Source organism: Sphaerisporangium sp. NPDC049457 (genome assembly GCF_055586705.1).
Genome location: NZ_JBVJHR010000034.1, coordinates 20,920 through 44,879 on the forward strand (window position 1 = coordinate 20,920; position 23,960 = coordinate 44,879).

The window sequence follows — 23,960 nt, forward strand, 5'->3', positions numbered from 1 at the left end:
CGGATGAGCGACCAGACGAACAAGCCCAAGGTCCTCGTCGTCGACGACGAGCGCAACATCCGCGACCTGGTGGGCATGGCACTGCGTTTCCACGGGTTCGAGGTGGTGAGCGCGGCGCGCGGTTACGAGGCGCTGGAGATCGCCCGCTCAGGGACGCCCGACCTGCTCGTGCTGGACGTGATGCTGCCCGATCTGGATGGTTTCGAGCTGTGCCGGCGGTTGCGCGCGGACGGCGATGACGTCCCCGTCATCTTCCTGACCGCGCGCGACACCCCGGCGGACACCGTCCACGGTCTCACGCTCGGCGGCGACGACTACGTCACCAAGCCGTTCTCGGTGGAGGCGCTGGTGGCCAGGGCGAGGGCGGTGCTCAGGCGGGGCGGCCGGCGGGGTGCGGCGGGGGCCGATCCGGCGGCGATCTCCGCCGATCAGGAGATCCTGGCGGTGGCGGACCTGGAGCTGGACGAGTCCCGCTGGGAGGTGCGCCGGGGCGGCACGCCGGTCGACCTGTCCCCCACCGAGTTCCGCCTGCTCGCCTTCCTGATGCGCCACCCCGGCCAGGTGCTCACCAAGGCGCAGCTGCTGGAGCACGTGTGGGGGTTCGGCACCCAGTCGCAGGTCGTCGAGACCTACGTCTCCTACCTGCGGCGCAAGCTCGACCCGCTCGGCCCGCCGCTGATCCACACCCAGCGGGGCGTGGGCTACGCCCTGCGCCCGGCCTCCGACGGCTGACCCGGTGAGTGCCCGCGCGGGAGTGCGAGGTGGCCGGCCGTGACGCTGCGGGGGCGGCTCCTCGCCGGGCTGCTGTCGGTGACCGCGGTCGGCCTGGCCGCGCTGTCGGTCGTCAGCGTCCTCATGCTGCGCGGCCACCTGCTCGACCGCACGGACGCGACGCTCGCCACCGCCGCGCAGGCGTCCGCCACCCGCCTGGTGCGGGCGTCGAACATCGCCCTGATCAACGTCAGCCCCACCTACGCCGTGGCGCTGCTCAACCTGACGACCAACCGGGGCCGGCTGCTGTCCGGCGACGACCCCGAGGCCGTGCACGTCCCCGAGATGCTGGAGCGGATGGACGAGGCGCGGCTGCGCGAGCTCGCCGACAGCGGCAGGCCGTTCGCGCTCAGCGACCGGCTGCGGGGCGCGGCGGCGCGGATGACGGTCGGCAACCGCATCGTGGTCGTCGCCGTCCCGCTGGACGAGGTGCGTGACGCGATCCGCCGCCTGGTGATCACGGAGCTGCTCACCGGCGCCCTGCTCATCGCGCTGCTGGCCCTGCTCGGCCGGTCGCTGATAGGCAAGGGTCTCGCGCCGCTGTCGCGCATGGCGAGCACGGCGCAGCTCGTCGCCGAGGGCGGCGACCTGTCGGCCCGCATGCCCGAGGGCAGGTCGGAGGCCGGGCGGCTCGGCTCGACCATCAACGTCATGCTGACCCGCATCCAGGACGCGTTCGCCGCGCGCTGGGCGTCCGAGGAGCGGGTGCGCCGGTTCGCCGCCGACGCCTCGCACGAGCTGCGCAACCCGCTGACCACGATCCACGGGTACGCCGAGCTGTACCGCCAGGGGGCCATCCCGGAGGAGGAGATCCCGCAGGTCATGCGCCGCATCGAGGACGAGGCGACGCGCATGACGCGCCTGGTGTCGGAGCTGCTGGAGCTGGCCCGGCTGGACAAGGGGGCGCCGCTCACCGTCGCGCCGGTGGACCTGACGGCGGTCGCGGTTGAGGTGGCCGACGACTTCACCGCGCTGGACCCCGACCATCCGGTGACCGTCCAGGCGCCCGCACGGCTGGTCGCCGTCGCCGACGAGGCCAGGATCCGCCAGGTGCTGGTCAACCTGCTGGCCAACGTCCGCGCGCACACCCCGCCCGGAACGGCCGCCACCGTACGGCTGACGCCGCCCGCCGTCCTGGAGGTGAGCGACGATGGGCCAGGGATGTCGCCGGAGAACGCCGCGCGCGCCTTCGACCGGTTCCACCACTCGGCCCACAGCGAGGGCAGCGGCCTCGGTTTGGCCATCGTCCACGCCATCGCCACCGCCCACGGCGGCCAGGCCACCCTGCGCTCCCTCCCCGGCCAGGGCACCCTCGTCCGCATCGACCTCCCCGACCTGCCCCCCACCCCGGAGACTCCTCCCGCGCCTCCGGGTCACACCAGTCCGCTCTCGTAGGGGACGCAGGGCGGATAAATCAGTTGTGGCGTTCGCGGGGAGTTCGTAATGTCGGGGTATGCGCATTTTTCCTTACTGACGGCGTAGGTCGGTCGCTCTGGCCGATCTGTCCGCGCTCAGCTTTCTGGTCCCGTCCATCCAGACGCGGCGGCTGACGCTTCGACCGGCATGAGTCCTCTGCCGCGTCGCCATCTGTAAGGAGACGTGTATGCGTGCCCATAAAAGCCACCACAAGGGCGGTAAGTCCGCCAAGACGAACAAGATGAAGCAAAGTCGGTTTTCCACCGATTCGCCGCCGGCCCCGCGCCGTATTCCGGTGCCGCCGGCGCCCGTGCGGCGCGTGACGCCGCCGCGGCGCCAGCCGAAGGGCCGCTGAGACCGCGCCGACCGGCTGCCCGGGGTTCCCCAGCCTTCCTCGCGGGGAACCCGAAGGCGGCGGCGTCCGCCCCCACCTTCCCGGGGGCGGGACGCCGCCGCCTCATCGCCGCTCCTCCATCTCCGAGACGATCCTCGCCATGGAGGAGGCGATATCCGCCATCTCGGAGATGGCCTCCTCCATGGCCTCGCGGTCAGGCCCGCTGACGTGCTTGAGCGCCGGCCTGGCACGGGCGAGGTATTCCTCGGCGATGTCGATCTCGCCATGCTCCAGCGCGTCGCCGATGATGAACAGGGACGCACGCACCACCATCGTCTGAGAGCCGGCCCGGTCGAAGCGCTCGGCCAGCCGCCGGCACGCGCCGACGCCTTTCGCGCGGTCGCCGTGCTGCGCTTCGAGCACCGCCATGAGGAACTCGGTGTCATCGGCGTAGTCCGGCATGTGGTTGGCCCGGTAGTAGCGCAGCGCGACCTCGAACGCCTCGACCGCCTCGGTGTGGCGCTCCCGCCGCATCTCGATGATGCCGAGTTCGTGGTGGGCGTCCGCCTCCGTGCGGCCCGCGCCCCGCTCCTCCCGGGCACGCTCGATGGCGAACATGGCCCAGTGGGCGGCGTCGTCGAGGTTGTCGGCCATCTCTTCGACCATGGAGAGCTCATGGGCCGTCCACGCGACCTTGCCGACCAGCGGGTTGCGCATGCCGAGGCCGAGGGCCGAGCGCAGCCACTCGCGCGCCTCTTCCAGATCTCCGGCGTTTCTGGCTCGTTCTCCGAGGTAGCCGCGCAGGGTGATGATGCGGGCCGTGCTGTCGTGCAGTTCGGCCTCACGCAACTCCTCCAGCAGCTCCGCCCGCGACATCCGGCCCAGCGTCATCGGGCGTTCCTCCTCGGCGCTCGGCGGCGGCAGGCCGACCTCGTCGGCCAGCCTCCTCGCCTCGGTGGGGGCGAGCGCCATGTCATCGACGAGGTCTTGCCACACCGATCGGCACCGCACGATGGCGTCGGGCGTCCCCTGCGCGCGGTCGATGGCGAGGGCGAGCAACCGCTTGCCCTCCTCGGCTCCGTCGGTGTGCAGCATGACGCGGGCGCCTCTGAGCAGGAGGGTGAGCAGCCGCGGTTCGGTGTAGGAGGTGGGGGGAGGCCCGATCAGCCGTTCGAGATGGGTCTTGGCGGTCGGCCAGTCGCGCCGCTCCGCGGCCGCCCGGCTCAGGATGTCGTCGGCGGTGCCGAAGAAGACGGCGGCCTCGTCGCGCCCGCCGTGCGCGGGACGAGTGTAGGTGCACAGGTCATCGAGCATGCTGTACGCGCGCCACCAGCCGAACGACCCCGGCGGCTCGCGCGCGTACTCGGCCGCGATCTTCGCCGCGGTCTCGTACTCGCCGAGGTCCAGCGCGTTGAGCAGCGCCTGCCAGACGCTGTCCTCCAGCATGTCCATGAAGAAGTTGCGGCGCCGCCGCCAGAGGTAGCCGGTGCTGTCGGCCTCTTCCGGCTCAGGGACGATACCGACTAGCATCCCGAACGTGGCCTCGATGACGGCGAGCCGCAGGGAACGCAGTTCTTCGTGGGAGAACCGGCGGGCCAGCACTCCCCGCAGGGCGAACGACACCGCCGGAGGGACGTTGAAGCCCAGTTGGGCGTGCTCGTGGAATCGCTGGACGAGACCCATCGTCTCGGCGAGGAGCAGCACCTGCTGCCATTCGTCGCTCGGCACGCGGATGCCCATGAGGTCGGCGAAAGGGTCACGCTCAAGACCACGGTCGGTCACCAGACCCAGCAGGCCCGGGAAGGCCCGGTGACCGAACAGGCCGATGAACGGAATCAGCTCACGCCACCGCCGTCCGGCATCCTCCAAGTCGCCCTTCTCCAGACCAGGCTTCCCCGGACCACGCTTCTCCGGACCGCTGGAGACGCCCCCGCCGTCGAGGCCTTCAAGGCAGCGGACCACCGCCGGGTCGAGCAGCGGGTCGTCTTCGCCCGATGGGTGACCGATCTCCATGCTCCAGCAGACCGTGTCGATGGCCTGTCCCTCCAGCGCGCGAGCCATCGCCCGCACGCTCGCCGCGTGCCAGCCCGACGACCGTGGCAGCCATCCCAGCAAGCCCAAGATGTACGGGTCGTACTGCTGGGTTTCCGGCCGGTCCCGCAATATCCGGGCGATGAACCGGCCGACGACCTCGGTGCCCATGTCGCCCAGAGCGTGGGAACGGTGCTTCACCGTGAACGCGTCGTGCCGTGTCGCGATGAGCACCCGGTGGCCGCTGGGAAGCATGCCGGCGGCCTGCTCGGCGGCCGCGAGAGAGGCGCCGTCGACACCGTCCCAGACGTGCAGGACGGAGAGCCCCGCCCGCGTCCGCGCGTCCCGTGCGGCCTTCAGCGGCAGCGACGGGTCACGGGCAAGGTCCTCGGCCGCGATCGGACGGACCTCGTCGAAGGCGTTGATCAGCTCGTTGTACCGGCGATACGTGCGCAGGAAACGCGTCTTCCCGCCGCCGACGACGCCGTGCAGGACCACGGGGTCCGGCCCCCTGAGGAGCCGGTCGAGCGCGGTCAGTTCGTCGTCCCTGTACATCAGCTCCCGCAGGTCCTCGGCGTCGTCCACTTCCAGGGAGGCCGCGGGAGCGGTGGAGGGCGCGCCGGGCGCGCCGGCGACGGCCTGCCCCCCGGGGATGGCCGCCGGAGTACCGGAGGTGACGAGCGGGAAGGACCGCGTCCGGCCGTCGGCGGCGTAAAGAACGGGGAGCGCGTGGAACGGGCGCCGGACCTGTGGTCTCCGCTCCTCGTCGTCGGGCTCCAGCAGCAGCCTCCGCCGTGCCTCCGAGGCGGCCTCGGCGACGCTCCGCCCCTCCGCCATCGCGTCGTAGAAGGTCCGCGAGAACAGCGACACCTGGGAGGCGCCCACATTGTGCGTCATCCCCAGGACGGCGGGGACTCCTCGGTCCGACAGGGCCATCGCCACGGAGCCGACGGCCGTTCCGGGTGACGCCTTCGCGGAACGGCAGGCGTTCAGAACCACCACCGGAACACGGCCGAGGGGTATCGCCCCGGCGAATTCGGCCGAGGACACCTGATCGGGCTCGCCGTCCTCGTTCTCGAACAGGACGCCGCTCCCGGCCTCTTCCGGGCTTTCCGAAAGGTATCCGTGCCCGTCGAAATGGACGATGTCATATCGCGCCGGCGACTCCATGACCTCTTTGAACCGGCGCAGGGTCGGCGGCTGGAGCAGATCGACGCGCACGACGCCCCGCGACCGGGCGGCCGCTTCGATGACGGGCCCGCGCACCGTCCTGGGTTTGACATCCTGGGTTCCGAAGGGCCGGGGAGACACCAGGAGAATTCGAAGGCACTCATCCTGCCGGGCGTCTATTTCAACGCGGCTCTCGTGGCGCGTGCGACGGCAGCGGGTGAACTCGCGAACCTCGACCAGCGGATACTCTCCGGCGCCGGGAACGCGAATGAGCTCCCACGGTATTCCTAAAAATCCTGGATCGTCCGATATGACCCGAACACTGGTGATATCGGGACGGCGCTCGGCGAGGGCTCGCATGACCGTCCGGGAGTCGTCCGTCCGCGCCAGCGCGTTCCACAGGGCTTCGCCCAGTTCCTCGACGGCGCGCAGCGCGTCCCTCCACCGTTGCCGCTCAGGACCGAACGGCAGGTCAGGGCAGTCTTCCAGGAGCCAGCGCAGCGTCTCGGCGGCCTCCGCAGTGAACGGATCGTCGAAGTCGACCTGAGCGGCGGCGGCGCCGTCGAGGGCGAGAACGACACGCCGCTCTCCGAGGTGCTCGATCGCCAACTCGGCCGTTCGATCATTCGGCGACTCGGTCATTCGGTCATTCGGTCTCGGAAAGGCGCACTTCTATGATCTTGGTGCCGTCGGGTTTATCGATCTCCTTGTACGTGATCTCACGACCGCGAGCCTTCGGCACCAGGACGGCCTTGAGCAATTCGTACAGCGCGTTGCCCGCCACGCCGGAGGCCAGCGAACCCATCACCACCAGGACCGACCCGAGGAATTCCGCTGCGTCGAAGTGGTCGAGCCGCCCTCCGTACGGACGGGCCACGGCGACCTTCGTGTGATCGCCGCTCGTGTTCCAGGCGTGCACAATCTCGGGGGCGCTGAGATTGAAATCTCTGGAAACGGCCAGCAGCACGTCCAAGCGGCTCACTCTTCCTCGGTCGATCGGCCGGAACACCGGCCAGCATACTATCGACCCGTCTTGCGAAAAGCGCACCGTTTCCGGTAGGACGACAATTGCGCTTATTTCGGAGAAGGGTACGTCCGCTCCGGCCGGCGGTCATGTCCTCGGGAAAACGCGAAACGGCGGTGTCCCGCCTCCGTGTCATCGGAAGCGGCACGCCGCCGTCGTCTCGCGCGGGTGCGCTCAGAGCCGTTCGATGATGGTGACGTTGGCCTGGCCGCCGCCCTCGCACATCGTCTGCAGGCCGTAACGCCCGCCCGTGCGCTCCAGCTCGTGCAGCAGCTTGGTCATCAGGATGGCGCCGGTACCGCCGAGCGGGTGGCCGAGCGCGATGGCGCCGCCGTTGGGGTTGGTCTTCTCCGGGTCGGCGCCGATCTCCTTGAGCCAGGCGAGCGGCACGGGGGCGAACGCCTCGTTGATCTCGATGACGTCGATGTCGTCGATCGACAGCCCGGCCCGCTTCAGCGCCCGCTGCGTGGCCGGGATCGGCGCGGTCAGCATGTACACCGGGTCGTCGCCGGTCAGCGCCAGCGTGGTGATGCGCGCCCGCGGCGTCAGCCCGTGGTCGTTGACCGCCTGCTCGGAGGCGATCAGCAGGGCCCCGGAACCGTCGGAGATCTGCGAGGACGTGGCCGCGGTGATCTGGCCGCCGTCGCGCAGCGCCTTCAGCCCGGCCATCTTCTCCAGCGTGGTGTCCGGCCGCGGACCCTCGTCGTCCTCGACGCCGTTGATCGGGGCGATCTGGTCCTTGAAGTAGCCGTTGGCGATGGCCTTGGCGGCGCGCTGGTGGCTCTCGTAGGCGTACCGCTCAAGCTCGTCGCGCTTGAAGCCCCACTTCTCGCACATGAGCTCGGCGCCGCGGAACTGCGAGATCTCCTGCTTGCCGTACCGCTCGACCCACATCTCGCCGAACGGGAAGGGCATGCCCTTCTCCAGCGCGGCGGTGATGCTGGAGCCCATGGGCACGATGCTCATCGACTCGACGCCGGCGGCGACGACGAGGTCCTGGGTGCCGGACATGACGCCCTGGGCCGCGAAGTGGATGGACTGCTGCGAGGAGCCGCACTGCCGGTCGATGGTGACCCCGGCCACGTTCTCCGGCAGGCCCGCCGACAGCCACGCGTTGCGCGCGATGTCCAGGCTCTGCGGGCCGAACTGCATGACGCAGCCCATGATGACGTCCTCGACGGCCGAGGGGTCCACGCCCGTACGCTCGACCAGGGCCTTGAGGGTGTGGGCTGCCAGGTCAACCGGGTGGACGGTGGACAGGCCGCCCTTCTTCTTGCCGACCGGGGTACGGACCGCCCCGACGATGTACGCCTCTGCCACAGTGCCTCCTGGGTTCCGTCCCACATGAAACCGAGCAATGTTCGGTCTATACGAGGTTATAACAGAATAATCCTCCGTGGACGGCAGAGTGCGGTCACGCCCCCGCGCCGACGGACCCGGCGGGGGGCGCGGAAGCGCAGGTCAGCGCCGCGAAGACGCCTGACGCGTGCTCGTCATCCTGGCGTAGACGATGACGTTGTCCACGTAGTGGCCGGTGATGTGGTTGTAGCTGCCGCCGCAGGTGATCAGCCGCAGCTCCGCCGCGTCCGCGTTCCCGTACACCCGGTTGGTGGGGAACGTCTCCTTGGCCGCCTGCTCGACGCCGCCCACGGTGAACACCGCCACCGTGCCGTCCATCCGGGTCACCTCGATCGTGTCCCCGTACTGGAGCTCGCGCAGCCGGGCGAACACGGCGCTGCGCGACACCGTGTCCTTGTGACCCAGCATCACCGCGGGGCCGGCCTGCCCGGCCGTCGGGCCGTACCGGTACCAGCCGACCAAATTCGGGTTGTTGATCGGCGGCGTCTGGATGGCGCCCTTCTTGTCCAGTCCGACCGACTGGATGGGAGCGTTGATGCCGAGCTTCTTGATGATGAGCCGCCTGGGCGTGGACGGCTGCATCGCCGGGGCCGCCGGGAGCGGCGGCGCGGGCGGCGCAGCCGTCGGATCCGCCTGCGTCAACGGCTGGCCCGGCCCGCCTGGACCGACCGAGGGCGCGAACGCCCCGGCCTGCGGCTGCCCCTGGATCTTCATCGGCGTGCGATCGTCCGCCAGGCTGTACTCCTCCGGCGAGCTGATCATGAACAGCATGCCGACCGCCACCGTCACCACGCCGGCGACGGCGGCCAGGATGAGCACGGCGCGCATGATCTGCCCGCGGTCGGCCCGCTCGGGCTCGTGGTACCCGCCGACGGGCGCGGCGTACTGGTAGTAGACCTGCGGGTTGTACGGCTGGCCGGGCTGCGGAACGCCCTGACCATCCTGGTATGGGTACTCGGGAGGCGTCGTCACCCGATCAGCCCCCGATCAACCCCGCTGCGGACGACGCCGCCGCATGACAAGCCCGCCCACGGCCGCGCCGCCGACCAGGAGCGATCCGACGAGCACGAACATCCGCCCATCAGGCCCCGCGTCCCCGCCGCCACCGGTGGCCGCACCCGCCACCGGCTTCCGCGTGACCTGCTGCGTGTTCCTGGGACTATGCGTCACCGTCTCGAACACGGTATGCGTCTGCCGAGGAGTCGGCGTAAGCGTAGGCGTGGGAGTAGGGGTGGGCGTCTGAGAAGGAGTGGTCGAGGCGCTCGCCGAGGGACTAGCCGTCTTGACCATGACGTTTAGTTTGGCCGGGGTCGTGTTATTTCCCGTGGTGGGAGCCGAGCACGTATACAACGTGGTGAGGTTTGGGGGAACCCCGACAGCGGCAGCGGGACCAATCGCCACGTAGATCTTGTCCGCTTCGATACCGACATTGCCGGTCGCCGTGGGCGTCAGCGTCACCACGCCTCCCGCAGCGGGCAGCGAAAGCGTCGCATTGGGTGCCAGAGAACTCGGCCCGGAAGAGGCGGTCGCCGTTGCCTGCAGCGTGGCTATCGGGGTCCCTGCCACCGGAGACGCCTGCAGTTCGCCTTGCACCCAGACGTAGTCCGTGGCAGCCACTCCGGTGGGCGGCGCCGTCAGAACCGAGTTGGCGCCCTGAGCGACCTTCACCGTGACCGTGAACGGCTGATTGGGAGTTGGACTAGCCGGTGCAGCACTAAGATCAACTGATACCGCTTGGTTGGTCGGCCCCCCTGCCGCCCAGCATCCATAGGTCACCGGGTTGGCCGCAGAGGCCATCTGAGGAATACCGACAAAGAGGACGCCCGCCCCCGCTGTTGCTGCCATGGCTGCCTTGGTGGCGATGCGACGGCGTGCTTGCGACTTCAGCACGTACTTCTCCATTCCAGCGGCGGCGGTGACCGGCGTACCAGGGCGTATCAGGATTCCAGTCTGTGGTCACAGTTCCGTACAGATCCTACGGAGGGTTCGTGTCGCCGTGGTGCGGTTTGACTGGTCTTCTCAAATCGTTAACCCATCGCCGCAGGTCAGAGACACTATTACCAGTTAACTTTCAGGTGTAAGATCATTCGACCGTTCGAAGGATCCATCACTCTGCGTGCACCGCCATGTTGCCGTTGTGACCGCCGGTGCTGGAGTGGCTCCGCTCACTTGAGATCTTGGTCGCCCGAGCGCCCTCCCAGGCGACCAAGTCACCTCCGGCTACGCCCGATCGAGCCGCCCCGCCTTCACGTCACCGATGAAGGCGCTCCACTCACCCGGCGTGAAGAACAGCTTGGGTCCGTCAGGGCGCTTAGAGTCCCGGACAGCGATCAAGTGCGGTAACTGGGCGACCTCAACGCAGTTTCCACCGTTGTCGCCGGTGTAGCTGGACTTCCGCCACCGTGTCACCTCCACACAATCCCCTCCGTTGTTGCCGCTATAGCTGGACCTTTGCCACTGCTCGGTACTCATGTCCATCTCTCTCCTGCCGCCTTTCTGATGAGATCCAGCGACATGCTCAAAGGCAACGCTTCGGTCCGGATGTTCTCGAATCGCTGGACCGCGAGTGAAATCTCCTCATGGTCACTGACCGTGAGCCCACGTATCGACGTGTCCACGTGGACTACGTCCACTCCTCCTTCGAGCGTCGCTATAACGAAGCCGCTAAGCAACCCCGAATGCATACCGTGCGGAAGGATTTGGATGGTCAGTTGTGGCCCCACCATCCGAAGTAGATGCTCAAGTTGAGCCCTCATGCCCTCCGGACTACCGATGGGACGATACAGAACTCCTTCGTCGATCACACAGCGCACGATCGGCGGGTCCGGCTCACTGCGAGCGAGCACCTGCTGACGTCGCATTCGCGCGGCGACGGCGATCTCATCACCACGCAGAACCACCCGTGCATAGTCCTCGGTTTGAAGCAGACCGGGGATCAGTAGCGGCTCGTAGGTACGCAGGACAAGGGCGGCCGCCTCCTTCTCTGTCCAACTGCCGAACCACACAGGGAACTGCTGGCCCTTCCTCCAGTCCAGGAGGCGGGAGAGGGCGCCGTCGGTGTTGAGGGTGGTGTCGCAGGACTGGGCGAACTCGGGGCTGGCGGGGAGTTGGCCGGTCTCCACGCCGCTGATGAGCGACTCGCTGAAATGGATCTTCTGGGAGAGCTGGGCCTGGGTGAGCCCCGCCGCCTGACGGTAGTGCCGTAGTTCTCTGCCCCAGATGGCCTGAGGTGTGTACCGATCCACCATCGTGCCCCCAATCGCGGAGATTCAAGGAACGGACGCCGACCTTCAAACCGGCGGACTGGTAACCGTTCACCTACCGAGCGTAGTCACCATTCGGCACCCTTGGCATACGAATTCCGCAGCGAGGAGAACGATCATGTCAGGGGCGGTCGAGGCTTCGAGAACGTCATGTGAATACGACTACGGGCCCGGTGCCCCCATCGCCCTGCTGGGGCAGAAATGGATACCGCGCGACCTCAAATGCGTCGCGTCCGCACGACGGTTCGTCCGGGACGTCGCTCTCGACTGGTGCGCGGCGGATGAGTCGCAGGAAATCGCGGAACTCCTGACGTCCGAGCTCGTCACGAACGCGCTCACGCACGGCGCGGTGAATCTCTCCGCCACGACCACCGTGCGAATCACCATCGGCCGGGACGGCGACCTGATGACCGTGGACGTGTACGACTCGTGCATCGCCATTCCGGAGCTGAGAAGCGCCGACTCCATGGAGACGTCCGGCCGGGGCCTCGCGATCGTGGAAAGCCTGTCGCACAAATGGGGCTGGAACCTGCACCCCTACGGCAAGTCCGTATGGTTCCAGCTCGCCGCCTGGGTGGGGACCCATGACACCGGTGTCAGCCGAGTCTGACCCTGAGGTAGATGGGTTTGTGGTCGGAGAAGGCGGTGCCCTGCGCCACGTGGCACCGGGTCACGCTTCCCTTGGGGGCGAACAGGTAGTCGAGCTTGCGCTTCGCGACGCTGCCGTCCTCGCTGACGTGCTTCTCAGTCCATCGTCCGTCGCGGCTGCCGTTCTGGTCGCACTCGGCGTAGGCCGCATAGACGGGCGCCAGGATGCGTCCTTTCACGGCGGTGCTGTGCCCGCTGTCCGGCGGAGCCAGGTTGAGGTCCCCACCGAAGACGGAACGGTAGCCGGACTTGGCCGCCGCCGACAGCAATTCCTGGACCTGCTTCGTCCGGAAAGGCGCGTCGGGCTCCATATCGTCGTAGGGCAGGTTGGAGCTGAGGTGGGTGCCGCAGACGTTGACCTTCCTGGCCGGGATGGTGGCGCAGAGCGCCATGCGCTTGACGTACCACGGCGGGGAGGTCAGCCCGTGGGCCTGGAAGGTGGCCGCGTGGTCGGCGACCGCGACGGTGACGGCCATATCGCCCCGCGAACGCCCCTGCCGGTCAGGTGCGCAGACCTTCGGCGAGCCGTCCTTCATCGTGAGGGTCGACGACCGAACGGTCCAGGCGCGCGCGGTCTTCTGCTCCAGCAGGCTTTCCAGTGCGGCCGTCCCGCCCGAACAGAACTCCTGCAGGAGGATCACATCCGGCTTGATCGGCTGGGTGGTCGCATACCAGCCGACCTGCACGGCCACCTCCTGCATGCTCCTGCCGTAGAAGTGGCAACCGGCGTTGGTGCCCGCGCAGACGTTCCAGCTCATCACCGAGATGGAAGAGGATGACGTCCGAGCCTGGGCCTGGCACGTGGAGAGAGGGACCGTCGCGACCGCCAGGGCGGCCGTCACCATCAGCTTCCCTGTGATCATATTGTCATTGAAGCATTCGGGGGATGGTCAGGGGATGAGGTCGAGGCCGGTGAGGTCGGCCGAGAGCTTCCAGAGACGGGCCGCCTCCTCACTGTCCGCCGGGCCGCCTTCGACGATGCGACAATCAGCGCAATAGTCGCCGCCGTGCGCGTCGAGCTCGGGTGAGGTGGCGGCCCAGACCGTGGTCGCCGCGCCTTGCTCGGGTGTCTTGAACAGGCCCGGCGCCGGAGTGCCGTCGGCGTCGACCCAGCCGGCGGCGACCATCTCGTCAGCCGTCAGATGCCGTTGCAGGGAGGTGAGGATCCAGCCCGGGTTCACTGAGAAGGCTCGGACGCCATGCGGTGCGCCCAGCCGATCAAGCCGGCGGGCGAACAGGATGTTCGCGAGCTTGGACTGGGCGTAGGCGGCCCACTTGTCGTAGCCGTGCGTGAACTGCACGTCCTCCCAGCGGATGCGCCAGTCCGGGTCGTATCCGGAGGAGACCGAGATGACGCGGACCCTGCCCCCGGCCGTGCCGGCCGTCTTGAGGGCGGGCCACAGCAGGTTCGCCAGCGCGTAATGCCCGAGGTGGTTGGTGGCGAACTGTGCCTCCCAGCCGGGCCCAACCCTGGTCTGCGGGCACGCCATGATCCCGGCGTTGGCGATCAGAATGTCCAGGGCGTCATGGCCGCGCCGGAACCGTTCCGCGAACGTCCGGACGGACGCGAGGTCCGCGAGATCGACCTGCTCGATCTCGACCCTCGCCACGCCGCTGAGGGCCTGCCGCGCCTGGTCGGGCCGACGGGCCGGGACCACGACATGGGCTCCGGCGCCCGCGAGCGCGCGGGTGGCCGTGAGTCCCAGGCCGGAGTAGCCGCCCGTGATCACCACCGTCCTACCAGTGAGGTCGATGCCGGCGAGAACGTCGTCAGCGGTGCCGGCCGCGCGCGATGCACCGTGTTTCGCGTCGGTGGTCCTGTGGCTGGTCATGCCGCGAAGGCTAGATCGTGGAGCGCACTCCAGGTCAACAGGTGTGTACGGCACTGATGACGGCGGACCGAGGAGCCAGGTGGGGGGCGATCGTCCCTCACCAGGTACGGGCCTGGAGAAGGGGATGGCGGCGCACGGCGGTCACGGCTTCACGGCGGAACAGTAGGATCGCGACATGATGGCCCGCCGGTCCGGTTTGGTATTCGCCGACCATTTCTTCCCCGTCCCGCTCGACCACGACCGGCCCGACGGCGCCCAGATCGAGGTGTACGCCCGCGAGGTGCGGGCCGGCGGCGGCGCGGGCGACGACCTGCCGTGGCTGCTGTTCCTGAACGGCGGCCCCGGGTTCTCGGCTCCGCGCCCGCACGGCGGGGAGGGCTGGCTGGAGCGCGCGGCCGAGGACTACCGCGTGCTGCTGCTCGACCAGCGGGGCACCGGGCGGTCGACGCCGCTGAACCGCCGCACGATCCCCCGGCTCGGCCCGCCCGGCGTCCAGGCGGAGCATCTGTCGCACTTCCGCGCCGACTCCATCGTCCGGGACGCCGAGCTCATCCGCCGCACGCTGATCGGCGACCGGCCGTGGAGCGTCCTCGGCCAGAGCTTCGGCGGCTTCTGCACCGTCACCTACCTGTCCTTCGCGCCCGAGGGGCTGACGGAGGCGTTCATGACCGGCGGGCTGCCGGGCGTCCACGCCACCGCCGACGAGGTGTACCAGGAGCTGTATCCGACGGTGGCGACCAAGAACTCCGAGCACTACGAGCGCTTCCCCGAGGACGTCGAGCGGGCCGTGCGCGTGGCACGCCACCTGAGCGCCAACGACGTGCGGCTGCCCACCGGCCGGCCTCTCACCGTCGAGGTCTTCCAGTCGCTGGGCAACATGCTGGGCGGCAGCTCAGGCAGCCGGAGCCTGCACTACCTGCTCGAAGACCCCTTCGGCGGCGGAGACGAGCTGTCGGACGCCTTCCTGTACGAGGTCGAGGCCGAGCTGTCCTGGACGGCGGCGGCCCCGCTGTACTCGCTGATCCACGAGGCGACCTACGCGCAGGGCGAGGGCGCGACGAACTGGTCGGCGCAGCGGGTGCGTGCCCGGTTCCCCGAGTTCGACCCGGCCGCCGCCCTGGACGGCGACGGGCCGCTGTTCTTCACCGGCGAGATGATCTACCCGTGGATGTTCGACACCGACCCCACCCTCGTACCGCTGCGCGAGGCGGCGCACCTGCTGGCCGAGCGGCCCTCCTGGCCCTCGCTGTACGACGTCGCCCGGCTGGAGCGCAACACGGTGCCGGTGTCGGCGGCGGTCTACTACAACGACATGTACGTCGCCCGTGAGCTGTCGATGAGCACGGCCCGCACCATCAAGGGCCTGCGCCCGTGGGTGACCAGCGAGTTCGAGCACGACGGCCTGCGCATGGACGGCCGCACCGTCCTGGACCACCTGCTCTCCACGCCGTAGGTCCCCGTTCATCTGACCGGGGACCCTGACCGATCCTCGGACGACGTTCAGCAGCGACGGGGAGTCACCCTCTGTTCCTGCCGATTGTGCGGGATCACCGCACAGTGAAACGAGGATCGATGACTTTCGAGCTGGCAGGGCCGGTTCTTGAGGGCGCTCTGGCACGTCTGGAACCCCTTGGCCGTGATCACGCCGTGGATCTGGCGGTGGCGGCGGAGGAGGACCGCGGCTCGTACGCGTTCACCTGGGTGCCCCGGGCCGCGGAGGTCGGCCGGTACATCGACGAGCAACTCGACCGGGCGGCCGCGGGAAAGCTGGCGCCCTACGCGCAGGTCGCCAGGTCATCGGGGCGCGCGGTCGGCGTGACGGCCTTCTGGGATCCCCGGCCGTGGCCGGATGGCACGGACCGCCTGTGCGCGATCGAGATCGGTTTCACCTGGCTCGCGGCGTCGGCTCAGGGAACCGGGATCAACACCGAGGCGAAACTGCTGATGCTCCGCCACGCGTTCGAGAACTGGAACGCCGCCCGTGTCGACTTCAAGACGGACGCGCGCAACGGCCGCTCCCGTGCGGCGATCGCGGGTGTGGGGGCACGTTTCGAAGGGGTTCTGCGGAGCTGGTCCCGCTCATGGGCGCCGGGTGAGGAGGGGTTGCTCCGCGACTCCGCGATGTTCTCCATCATCACGGCGGAATGGCCGGAATGCCGGGCGATGCTCGAGGCGCGGGTGGCCGCGATCGTGAAGGGGTGACGGCAGCGCGCGAACCGCCCATCGTCCCCGCCGAAACCGTCAAGGGCCTGCGGTCGTCCTGACACCACCCTGTCGCGGTGTTTCTGGGGCGCGCCCGATTCGCTACCATTGATCCATGACTGCCGGGTCGGCCACGCGCCGCACACAGAACGGGCGCCCGGCCGCCGCTTGATCACCTCGCGGGCGAGAGGCCCGCCGCGTCACGAGAAGCGCGCACAGCCACTCGTGACGGAAGGAGGTGACATACATGAGTTGGCAGTCTTTCCTCGCCAGTCACCAGGTCGGTGACATCGTCGAGGGCGTCGTGACCCAGGAAGTGCCGTTCGGTTCGTTCGTCGAAGCCGACGGCTTCACGGGTCTCGCCTATCAGCAGTCCTGGCCCGTCGGCACCCGCGTCTCGGCCCGGATCCTCGCGATCGACCCCGAGAACCAGCGGTTCAGCCTGACCGCCGTCTGAGTGAACGCTGATCCGGGGGAATCGCACTCCCCCGGATCAGCGTCCATCGCATTATCGCCGCGTCCGCCGGGACGCCGACAGGGTCGAGACCGTCCCGGCCCCCGCGTAGCGTTCTCCTGCACCATGATTGCGGTGTGCAACAGATCCGTTTCAGCACGTTGACGCCTACGGTGGGCAGCCACCGGTACGGAAGATCCCCACCGAACCGCCCGCGCTGATCACTGTCTGCCGAGGGCGTCATAGGCCGTCGGTGGAATGGTGACCTTCCTTCATGCCGAGCAGCGAGGTGGCGGGGGGCGCGGTCGGTACGGGTTCTCCCTCGGGCACCGTCGGAGGAATGGGGCTCACCGTGGGGGCGGGGGGAAGCGCGTGGTCTCCTGCCAAGCCCGTGCCCTCCAGCAGGCCCATGTGGGTGTTCACGAACTTCGCCGTGCTCTCGGCGAAGCCGCGTATCAGGGTGTTTCGGGTGGAGGCCCGGACCGCGCCGATCGCGGGGAAGATCTTCCCGTGCGCCATCCGCAGGCGCATGACCGCCGTCTGATCGTAGGCGAGTCCCTTCTTGCTGGAGATCTCGGCCATCCACCCCTTCTGGTCTTCGTTGGGTTCATCGGGGAGTGGCACGCGCAGTTCCGCCGCCACCTCCCGGACCTCCGCGTCCAGAAGTTCGTGCTGCCGGGCGATCTCCCCCAGGTTCTTCCTGGTGACGGCCCGGAAGGCACGCTTCGCAGCCTGCCTTCCGGTCGGAATCTCCCAGAGGCCGGCCAGGCGTACCTTGACCACCAGATCACGGTCCGCCGGACTCAGCGGGCCCCACGGAGTCGAGACCGTCCCCTTAGTCGCTTTGTCCTGATCCGCTCCGTCCTGGACCGCTTTGTCGCCCGGTGCCGCACCGTTCGCCGGCGCGTCATCGTCCACCGGGAACGCGTCGTCCTCCGGCGCCGATCCGTCCTCGGGTTCCTGCTCCGAGGAGTCGGAAGCCTCAGGGGCGGCCTCCTGCGCCGAAGCGATGATCCCTTTCGCCAACTGCTCCGCCGGCAAGGCGCTCGGCACGGTCGAGGCGGCCGCGACCGGCTCGCCGGAAAATCTGGAGCAGGCTGTGGTGGTCAGAAGCGCGATAAGGCTGAGAACCACGGTGGCGACCGAGGTGGTACGTGCGCGTCGCATCTGTACCCGATCCCTTCTCCCCTGGGGGATCGCGATCCATCGCCGCTGCGACGATGGCCGTTCATGGGGAGCTACGGGCAGTTCGCGTGACCGGTTCGATGCGATCTGAACGAGTTTTCGCGCCGCCATCCGATCGGCGGAGAACGCTGCCGGATCAGGAGCCTGCGCCGGAGAGGGTGGCGTAGACGATGATGTTGTCGGTGTAGCTGTGGGCCTTGGCGTTGAAGACACCGCCGCAGGTGATCAGGCGCAGGCTCGGACGGTCGACATGCCCGTAGACGCGCTTGGTCGGGAACCGGTTCTTGCTCGCCTGCTCGGCCCCGTCCACGGTGAAGCGGGCCGCCGAACCGTCCGCGCGGAGCACCGTGATCGTGTCGCCGCGCTTCAACTCGCGCAGCCGGCTGAACACGGCGGGCCCGCTGCGAGTGTTCACGTGGCCGAGGATCACCGCCGGGCCCATCTCCCCGGGCGCCGGTCCGAGCCGGTACCAGCCCGCCAGCTTCGGCCTGCTCAGCGGGGGCACCTCGATCTCGCCGTTCCTGTCCACCCCGACCGACACCAGCGCCGCGTCCACGCCGATGCCCGGGATGCGGACACGGGTCGGCACGGACTTGCGCAACGGCTTGACCGGCGCGGCCACCGGAGCCGGCGGCGAAGCGGCCGGCGCGGCCTCCACCAACGGCGCGTTCACTCCACCAGGGCCGACCGTCGCCGTGCCCACCGTAGAGGCTCCTATGGAGGCCCCGTCCACCGTCGAGGACCCCGCCGAGGACCCGTCCATCCTGGACGTCCCCGCCGTGGCCTGATCTCCGCCGATGCCGGGGGTGCCGCCGGAATCGCCGGCCGGGAACATCTGCGCGACGATCGGCGTCGGCTCGGAGCCGGACGCGGGAACGGCGTCCCCTGACGGCGACAGGTACGCCAGCGACCCGGCCATCACGGCCCCGACGCCCGCCAGGCAGCCGACCGTCACCAGCGCCGGCGCCAGCATGCCCTTCCACCGCCCGCGCCGGGGCTCCTCGGCCTGCGGCAACGGCGGGATCGTCCCGCTCAACCCGCGCTTCCCCGGCGGCGTCTCAGCACGAGCCCGCCCGCCACGCTGCCGAGCAGCAGCGCGGAGCCGTATCCGAGGAACGCACCGGCGCCCGGGGCAGATTGAGGTGCCTCACCGGTGTGCGCGCCGCCCCTCGGGGTCACCCGCACCTGCGGAGTCGTACGGGCCTTCGGGGTCTTGGAAGCCTTCGGCGTCGGACTGGCGGTCTCCGTAGGAGCCCCATGCCCATATCCACCCCCGGACAGCACAATCACCCCCCGAGCCGAATCGTCCCCATCCGTGACCTGCTGATTCCCGTTGTCGTTCCCGTTGTCGTCGTCGTTCCCGCCGCTCTGATTGTTCTGTGCATGAACAACGTCCACGACCATCGCTCGCGGATTGCCGACGAAATGACAGTTCGTACGGAAGTGGACCGGCGGGATCGAGATCTGATCGGTGATCACCTTGAACGCGTCGACGAGCATGTACTTCCCGTTGGGGGCCTCGTTCGTGAGTGTGAGCTCGTGTTCCCCGTACTCGAGATTGTGCACGGACCAGAGGACCTGCTGGGCTTTCCGGGCTGTCACGTTGGTCTGCCCATCAGCTTCTCGGGAGGCATCAGGGTGTACATCTAGCACGACGTCGTCGAGCTTCACACCGACCTCTCCCATATCGGGATGGCGCTCGGTGATGTACTCGATGCCTGTACCAGTGAACGGAATCGTGACACTGTCTTTCTGCGTCGTCGTCTGGTGGACATCGCCGAGAAGGTCGCCGAAGTCCTTGCGCTCGTCACCCCCAGAGGGCGCCCAAGTTCCGTTGTAGGCGATCGGTCCTTGTGCCCCCGTGTTGTTGTCATTGAAGGTGACAGCCTGCTGAGGCGGAATGAAGTCAAAGGCCAGGTCACGCGGCGTGATCAGCAGCCTGCCCTCTTTGGTGCTGCCGACAGATCCGAGCATCGCCGTCGGCAGTTCCAGCGGCCCATTGAGGCGAAGCTGTCCCTGATCCTTACTCCCGGTCGAGTCAAGTTTCCCCTGGAAGAGTCCCGCGACGTCGGCACTGCCGGTGACGAGCAGACGGCCCCCAGCGGGGAAACTCCCCGACGAGGCCAAAGGTGATCCGCTGAGTGTCCATTCCAAGGCGATGCGCTCGCCGACTCGGACGGTCGTAGGCACCGCCACCTGCACTTGCAGAGTGCGAGGGCCCGGCGGGAGGAAATCGCCTCGTTCGCAGGTGTACTCGAAATGGTGATAGGCCGTGTCAGCGACGGCCGGGCCGACGGGGAACGACATCAGTACAGCAGTGCCGCCAACAGCGACCGTTGCCAGTGACCTGCGGAGCTTAGGTCCCCACCCGTTCACGATCGCCTCCGATCACGGTTCGGCTGTTGGCAGCCGGAGGTAGATCGTATGACTCTGAGGGGTTATGGCGGGCTTATGCAGGAGTAACACTGCATAACGTGGCTGATTTGTGACGAAGGGGAACTTCTCTCGACTGTACGGGGTCCCCCGAGTCCAGCGGTGACCAGAATCGTATTCTGGTGCGGTAACCCCAAGGAGGAAGCGAATGCAGCGAGACCTCTTCGAGGAGGAGCATCTGCTCTTCCGGGAGACCGTGCGCGAGTTCATGACGCGCGAGGTCGCCCCCCACCACGAGCAGTGGGAGAAGGACGGCATCGTTCCGCGCGAGGTGTGGAAGAAGGCCGGCGAGCTCGGCATGTTCGGCTTCTCGGTCCCCGAGGAGTACGGCGGCGCCGGGATCACCGACTTCCGCTACAACGCGGTCATCGTCGAAGAGATCATGAGGTTCGGCGCGACCGGCATCGGATTCGGCCTGCACAACGACATCATGGCCCCGTACATGGTGGATCTCACCAACGACGAGCAGAAGCAGCGCTGGCTCCCCGGCTTCGCCTCGGGCGAGCTGATCACCGCCATCGGCATGACCGAGCCCGGCGCGGGCAGCGACCTGCAAGGGATCAAGACGACGGCGGTCCGCGACGGTGACCAGTACATCGTCAACGGACAGAAGACGTTCATCACCAACGGCATCAACTCCGACCTGGTCGTGGTCGTCACCAAGACCGATCCTGCGGCGGGGGCGCGCGGCATCACGCTGATGGTGGTCGAGCGCGGCATGGAGGGCTTCTCCCGGGGACGCAACCTGGAGAAGATCGGCATGCACGCGCAGGACACCGCCGAGCTGTTCTTCGAGAACGTCCGCGTCCCGGTGGCCAACCGTCTCGGCGACGAGGAGGGTCAGGGCTTCATCCAGCTCATGGTGAACCTCCCGCAGGAGCGCCTGTCGATCGCGGTGGCGGCGGTCGCGGCGGCGGAGGCGGTGCTGGAGACGACCATCGAGTACTGCAAGACCCGTCAGGCGTTCGGCCGGAACATCGGCAAGTTCCAGAACACCCGCTTCGTCATCGCGGAGCTGTCGACCGAGGTGGAGATCGCCCGCCACTACGTGGACAAGTGCATCCGCGCGCTGAACGCCAAAGAGCTCACGGTCGTGGACGCCGCCAAGGCGAAGTGGTGGACGACCGAACTGCAGCACAAGGTCATCGACCGCTGCCTCCAGCTTCACGGCGGGTATGGCTACATGCTGGAGTACCCGGTGGCCAAGGCGTGGATGGACAGCCGCGTGCAGACCATCTACGGCGGCACGACGGAGATCATGAAGGAGATCATCGGCCGGTCCTTCGGGTTCTGACCGCAGCGCCGGGCGACAGGCGCGAATGGCGGATCCCTGGGCCCGGTGATCCGTCAGACCGCGTCTGGAACCCGGTGTCCGCCAGCACGTGGGAGGGCCGCGAGCGGGTCGTCGGCGCGCTCCCGGCATCGATCGGAGACCTCCGGTGCGACGGGTCGCGTCGCACCGGAGGCGTCTTCTGCCGGTGTCCTGCCACGGGTGCTGGTCACCCGGAGCCTCGTCACCGGACGATGTTCGTCCGCCGGGTGGTGGTCAGTGGGCCACGGGCCGGCGGCGGGTCATCAGAGCCAGGTCCACTTCTGGTTGTTGCCGCCGTGGCAGGAGTAGAGCTGGATCTTGGTGCCGTTGGCGGTGGCGGCACCGACCGCGTCCAGGCACAGGTTGGACTGCACGCCGGCGATGGAGCCGTCGGAGTTGACGCGCCACTTCTGGTTGGTGCCGCCGTGGCAGGAGTAGATCTGCACCTTGACCCCGTTACCGGTGCCGGCCGCGTCCAGGCACTTGTTGCCGTAGACCCTGATCTCCTGCGCGGAGGTGTAGGTCCACTGCTGGTTGTTGCCGCCGTGGCAGTCCCACAACTGCACCTGTGTGCCATCGGTGGTGCTGTTGTTCGGCACGTCCACGCATCGGTTCGAGGCGACACCCTTCATCGGCCCGGTACCGCCGCCGGTGGTCGGCGTGGGGGTAGGTGTGGGAGTCGGGGTCGGCGTGGGTGTGGGCGTCGGGGTGGGTGTGGGGGTCGGCGTGGGGCTCGGTGAGGTGCCGTCGAGGCCGAGGAAGGAGATGGCGTAGGCGAGCTGGCCGCTCATCGGCAGTTGGTGGCCGACACCGCTGATGCTGATGCCTTCGATGGTGGCCTGGGTGCTGGTGTTGCCGTACCGGGTCCGGGTCCACGACGACTGGGGACGGTCGGTGAACGCCGGGGTCTGGCTCAGCCCGTGCAGGTTTGTCCACTGCTTGATCTCCTCGCCGTAGTTGGGGTAGGCGAGGGTGGTGTCGGTGGTGCCGTGCCACAACTGCATGCGCGGGTAGCGTCCGGTGTAGCCGGGGTACATGGCGCGGGCCTGGTCGCCCCACTGCTGGGCGCTCTTGATCAGGTTGCCGCCGGAGCACTGGCTGTTCCACAGCGACCCGTCGTTGGTGGCGAAGCACCCGGCGGGGACGCCGGAGAACGCCGAACCCGCGGAGAACACGTCGGGGTACTGCGCGGCGAGCACGTTGGTCATCATCGCGCCGGAGGAGAAGCCGCTGACCACGATGCGGCCCGGGTCGACGTTGTAGCGCTGCCGGGCGTAGGACACCATCGACATGATGCCGGTCGAGTCGCTGCCGCCGTCGCGGCGTAGCCCGTTGGCGGTTGAGACGTCGAAACATTTCTCGCTGCGGGTGGCCTCGGGCAGCACGATGATGTACCCGTACCGGTCGGCCGCGGTGACGTAGTCGTGCCCGTTGCCGTTGAAGATGGCACTCGCCGTACCGGTGCAGTAGTGCACCAGGACCAGCAGCGCCGGCTGTGCCGCGACGCGGTCCGGCACGTAGATGTACATGTTCAGGTTCGTCGGGTTGTTACCGAAGTTGGTCACCCGGGTCAGCGACGCGGCTGTGACGGGCTGGGCCGCGAACAGCATGCCCACGATCATCACCAGGGGCAGGGCGGCGGCCGCCAGCAAGGCTCTGAACCTTCGTCTCACGCGGGGTCCTTTCGTCGTACGGAGCCATGCGGAGCCGTGCGATGACGCCGTTGCGCTCGACCTCTCCACGGCATCGGCGAACAGTTCCGGGTAACGCCATCTGTTAGCGCTCACAGCCGGACGGTCGGCGCTTTCCTGTCTCGTCGGACGCTCCGGGCGGGTGGTGACCGGAGCAAATACGAGGCCGGGAGGGGACGTCAAGGGGCCGGTTCACGGCATGGCAGGTGTACGAGGTGCCCCAGGGCGGCCCATCTGCCGTTGTCGGCGCCATCACCCTTCACCGGCGATGGCGTCGTCCTGAAACTTTCATGAACACGTCCGCCCCATCCAGGCAAGGTCCATAGGCCATTCCGAAAGGCCTGGACGAGCTCGGCGCGTCCGGCGGCACCCCGAAAGGTCGAAACTTTCTGGGGAGTATTGACATGTTTCGGAAGGGTTTCCACACTGTGTCGCACGGCGGTGTTCTCCTGCCCGCTCAGAGGTGGTGCGTGGCGGGAGCCGTGCTTTCGTGCGTCCCTATGGTGCCATTCCGGTCCCCGAGGTGCGGTATCGATTTCGCGGGCCGTGTCCCGCATGCCGCCGTTCTGTCGTTCTCGCTTCGGTTTCGTCCATCCAGTAATGGAGGCTCACGCATGGACTCGAATGCCATCTCCCCACCTGGCGCCCGGCGACCTGGCAAAGGTCTACGGATCCTCCTCGTCGGCGCGCTCGGCGTACTCGGCACGATCACCGCGCTGACGGCGCCCTTTCCGGCCAGTGCCGCCGAGAGCACGCTTGGTGCGGCGGCGGCGCAGAGCGGCCGGTACTTCGGCACCGCGATCGCCTCCGGCAAACTCGGCGACGGCAACTACAC

Annotated in this window: 20 protein-coding genes and 1 pseudogene; 9 read left to right on the forward strand and 12 right to left on the reverse strand. The window is 68.3% G+C overall.

Going from position 1 to position 23,960, the window contains the following annotated elements; all coding sequences use genetic code 11:
* The first annotated feature begins 3 nt into the window (after positions 1-3).
* From ACZ6QO_RS36530 to ACZ6QO_RS36540, 3 genes are all read left to right on the forward strand, one after another.
* Positions 4-732: a response regulator transcription factor gene (locus tag ACZ6QO_RS36530; RefSeq protein WP_465857872.1), complete on the forward strand. Its 729-nt coding sequence runs from the start codon at positions 4-6 to the stop codon at positions 730-732.
* Positions 733-771: 39 nt separating this feature from the next.
* Positions 772-2,166: a sensor histidine kinase gene (locus ACZ6QO_RS36535; RefSeq protein WP_465857874.1), complete on the forward strand. Its 1,395-nt coding sequence runs from the start codon at positions 772-774 to the stop codon at positions 2,164-2,166.
* Between the two features lie 208 nt (positions 2,167-2,374).
* Positions 2,375-2,542, forward strand: coding sequence for a hypothetical protein (locus tag ACZ6QO_RS36540; protein ID WP_465857876.1), 168 nt, complete (start codon positions 2,375-2,377; stop codon positions 2,540-2,542).
* A 102-nt stretch (positions 2,543-2,644) separates the two neighbouring features.
* On the opposite strand, the gene ACZ6QO_RS36545 is transcribed toward ACZ6QO_RS36540, so the two are convergent.
* The 6 genes from ACZ6QO_RS36545 to ACZ6QO_RS36570 all read right to left on the reverse strand — a co-directional run bounded on the left by ACZ6QO_RS36545 (position 2,645) and on the right by ACZ6QO_RS36570 (position 11,353).
* Positions 2,645-6,364: a CHAT domain-containing protein gene (locus ACZ6QO_RS36545; protein WP_465857878.1), complete on the reverse strand. Its 3,720-nt coding sequence runs from the start codon at positions 6,362-6,364 to the stop codon at positions 2,645-2,647.
* A 4-nt stretch (positions 6,365-6,368) separates the two neighbouring features.
* Positions 6,369-6,695: a hypothetical protein gene (locus ACZ6QO_RS36550; protein WP_465857880.1), complete on the reverse strand. Its 327-nt coding sequence runs from the start codon at positions 6,693-6,695 to the stop codon at positions 6,369-6,371.
* Positions 6,696-6,920: 225 nt separating this feature from the next.
* Complete coding sequence (locus tag ACZ6QO_RS36555; protein ID WP_465857882.1) at positions 6,921-8,066, reverse strand: acetyl-CoA C-acetyltransferase; 1,146 nt, start codon at positions 8,064-8,066, stop codon at positions 6,921-6,923.
* Between the two features lie 141 nt (positions 8,067-8,207).
* A complete protein-coding gene (locus tag ACZ6QO_RS36560) occupies positions 8,208-9,077 on the reverse strand; it encodes a class F sortase (RefSeq protein ID WP_465857884.1) in 870 nt (289 codons plus the stop codon).
* 1,248 nt (positions 9,078-10,325) lie between these two features.
* A complete protein-coding gene (locus ACZ6QO_RS36565) occupies positions 10,326-10,583 on the reverse strand; it encodes a DUF397 domain-containing protein (protein WP_465857886.1) in 258 nt (85 codons plus the stop codon).
* Complete coding sequence (locus ACZ6QO_RS36570; RefSeq protein WP_465857887.1) at positions 10,574-11,353, reverse strand: helix-turn-helix domain-containing protein; 780 nt, start codon at positions 11,351-11,353, stop codon at positions 10,574-10,576. The genes ACZ6QO_RS36565 and ACZ6QO_RS36570 overlap by 10 nt, the downstream gene beginning before the upstream one ends.
* 133 nt (positions 11,354-11,486) lie before the next feature.
* Here ACZ6QO_RS36570 and ACZ6QO_RS36575 point away from each other — a divergent pair, with 133 nt between their 5' ends.
* Positions 11,487-11,978: an ATP-binding protein gene (locus ACZ6QO_RS36575; RefSeq protein WP_465857889.1), complete on the forward strand. Its 492-nt coding sequence runs from the start codon at positions 11,487-11,489 to the stop codon at positions 11,976-11,978.
* On the opposite strand, the gene ACZ6QO_RS36580 is transcribed toward ACZ6QO_RS36575, so the two are convergent.
* Both ACZ6QO_RS36580 and ACZ6QO_RS36585 read right to left on the reverse strand, forming a co-directional pair.
* Positions 11,965-12,879, reverse strand: coding sequence for an endonuclease/exonuclease/phosphatase family protein (locus ACZ6QO_RS36580; protein WP_465857891.1), 915 nt, complete (start codon positions 12,877-12,879; stop codon positions 11,965-11,967). The two genes, ACZ6QO_RS36575 and ACZ6QO_RS36580, sit on opposite strands and share 14 nt — an antisense overlap.
* Before the next feature lie 27 nt (positions 12,880-12,906).
* Positions 12,907-13,848, reverse strand: a complete 942-nt coding sequence (locus ACZ6QO_RS36585; RefSeq protein WP_465857893.1) for an SDR family NAD(P)-dependent oxidoreductase — start codon at positions 13,846-13,848, stop codon at positions 12,907-12,909.
* Positions 13,849-14,023: 175 nt separating this feature from the next.
* On the opposite strand from ACZ6QO_RS36585, the gene ACZ6QO_RS36590 reads away from it, so the two are divergent.
* The 3 genes from ACZ6QO_RS36590 (at position 14,024) to ACZ6QO_RS36600 (ending at position 16,507) form a co-directional block, all read left to right on the forward strand.
* Positions 14,024-15,301 (forward strand): alpha/beta fold hydrolase, encoded by a 1,278-nt coding sequence (locus tag ACZ6QO_RS36590; RefSeq protein WP_465857894.1) that lies wholly within the window; start codon positions 14,024-14,026, stop codon positions 15,299-15,301.
* Positions 15,302-15,420: 119 nt separating this feature from the next.
* Positions 15,421-16,050 carry a GNAT family N-acetyltransferase gene (locus tag ACZ6QO_RS36595; RefSeq protein WP_465857896.1) on the forward strand — a complete coding sequence of 210 codons (630 nt, stop codon included), beginning with the start codon at positions 15,421-15,423 and terminating at the stop codon, positions 16,048-16,050.
* 247 nt (positions 16,051-16,297) lie between these two features.
* The gene (locus ACZ6QO_RS36600) at positions 16,298-16,507 is read left to right on the forward strand and encodes a hypothetical protein (protein WP_465857898.1); all 210 of its coding nucleotides are present in this window, start codon (positions 16,298-16,300) and stop codon (positions 16,505-16,507) included.
* Between the two features lie 237 nt (positions 16,508-16,744).
* On the opposite strand, the gene ACZ6QO_RS36605 is transcribed toward ACZ6QO_RS36600, so the two are convergent.
* From ACZ6QO_RS36605 to ACZ6QO_RS36615, 3 genes are all read right to left on the reverse strand, one after another.
* Entirely contained in the window at positions 16,745-17,671 is a 927-nt protein-coding gene (locus tag ACZ6QO_RS36605; RefSeq protein WP_465857900.1) for a DUF4142 domain-containing protein, read from the reverse strand.
* Between the two features lie 154 nt (positions 17,672-17,825).
* Positions 17,826-18,725 (reverse strand): class F sortase, encoded by a 900-nt coding sequence (locus tag ACZ6QO_RS36610; RefSeq protein WP_465857902.1) that lies wholly within the window; start codon positions 18,723-18,725, stop codon positions 17,826-17,828.
* On the reverse strand, positions 18,722-19,996 hold the full coding sequence (locus ACZ6QO_RS36615; protein WP_465857904.1) for a hypothetical protein: 1,275 nt from the start codon (positions 19,994-19,996) through the stop codon (positions 18,722-18,724). The genes ACZ6QO_RS36610 and ACZ6QO_RS36615 overlap by 4 nt, the downstream gene beginning before the upstream one ends.
* Positions 19,997-20,270: 274 nt before the next feature.
* Here ACZ6QO_RS36615 and ACZ6QO_RS36620 point away from each other — a divergent pair, with 274 nt between their 5' ends.
* Positions 20,271-21,416 carry an acyl-CoA dehydrogenase family protein gene (locus ACZ6QO_RS36620; protein ID WP_465857905.1) on the forward strand — a complete coding sequence of 382 codons (1,146 nt, stop codon included), beginning with the start codon at positions 20,271-20,273 and terminating at the stop codon, positions 21,414-21,416.
* Between the two features lie 281 nt (positions 21,417-21,697).
* Here the strand turns inward: ACZ6QO_RS36620 and ACZ6QO_RS36625 are convergent, their stop codons facing one another.
* A complete protein-coding gene (locus ACZ6QO_RS36625; RefSeq protein WP_465857907.1) occupies positions 21,698-23,107 on the reverse strand; it encodes an extracellular catalytic domain type 1 short-chain-length polyhydroxyalkanoate depolymerase in 1,410 nt (469 codons plus the stop codon).
* Positions 23,108-23,739: 632 nt separating this feature from the next.
* On the opposite strand from ACZ6QO_RS36625, the pseudogene ACZ6QO_RS36630 reads away from it, so the two are divergent.
* Positions 23,740-23,960 (forward strand): annotated as a pseudogene (locus tag ACZ6QO_RS36630) (endo-1,4-beta-xylanase); the annotation flags it as partial.

Bases quoted from the DNA above. Each gene is read 5' to 3' on its own strand.
- ACZ6QO_RS36530 (WP_465857872.1), top strand. From the start codon at position 4: ATGAGCGACCAGACGAACAAGCCCAAGGTCCTCGTCGTCGACGACGAG.
- ACZ6QO_RS36540 (WP_465857876.1), top strand. From the start codon at position 2,375: ATGCGTGCCCATAAAAGCCACCACAAGGGCGGTAAGTCCGCCAAGACG.
- ACZ6QO_RS36545 (WP_465857878.1), bottom strand. From the start codon at position 6,364: ATGACCGAGTCGCCGAATGATCGAACGGCCGAGTTGGCGATCGAGCAC.
- ACZ6QO_RS36565 (WP_465857886.1), bottom strand. From the start codon at position 10,583: ATGGACATGAGTACCGAGCAGTGGCAAAGGTCCAGCTATAGCGGCAAC.
- ACZ6QO_RS36570 (WP_465857887.1), bottom strand. From the start codon at position 11,353: ATGGTGGATCGGTACACACCTCAGGCCATCTGGGGCAGAGAACTACGG.
- ACZ6QO_RS36575 (WP_465857889.1), top strand. From the start codon at position 11,487: ATGTCAGGGGCGGTCGAGGCTTCGAGAACGTCATGTGAATACGACTAC.
- ACZ6QO_RS36580 (WP_465857891.1), bottom strand. From the start codon at position 12,879: ATGATCACAGGGAAGCTGATGGTGACGGCCGCCCTGGCGGTCGCGACG.
- ACZ6QO_RS36585 (WP_465857893.1), bottom strand. From the start codon at position 13,848: ATGACCAGCCACAGGACCACCGACGCGAAACACGGTGCATCGCGCGCG.
- ACZ6QO_RS36590 (WP_465857894.1), top strand. From the start codon at position 14,024: ATGATGGCCCGCCGGTCCGGTTTGGTATTCGCCGACCATTTCTTCCCC.
- ACZ6QO_RS36595 (WP_465857896.1), top strand. From the start codon at position 15,421: ATGACTTTCGAGCTGGCAGGGCCGGTTCTTGAGGGCGCTCTGGCACGT.
- ACZ6QO_RS36600 (WP_465857898.1), top strand. From the start codon at position 16,298: ATGAGTTGGCAGTCTTTCCTCGCCAGTCACCAGGTCGGTGACATCGTC.
- ACZ6QO_RS36605 (WP_465857900.1), bottom strand. From the start codon at position 17,671: ATGCGACGCGCACGTACCACCTCGGTCGCCACCGTGGTTCTCAGCCTT.
- ACZ6QO_RS36615 (WP_465857904.1), bottom strand. From the start codon at position 19,996: ATGTCGTTCCCCGTCGGCCCGGCCGTCGCTGACACGGCCTATCACCAT.
- ACZ6QO_RS36620 (WP_465857905.1), top strand. From the start codon at position 20,271: ATGCAGCGAGACCTCTTCGAGGAGGAGCATCTGCTCTTCCGGGAGACC.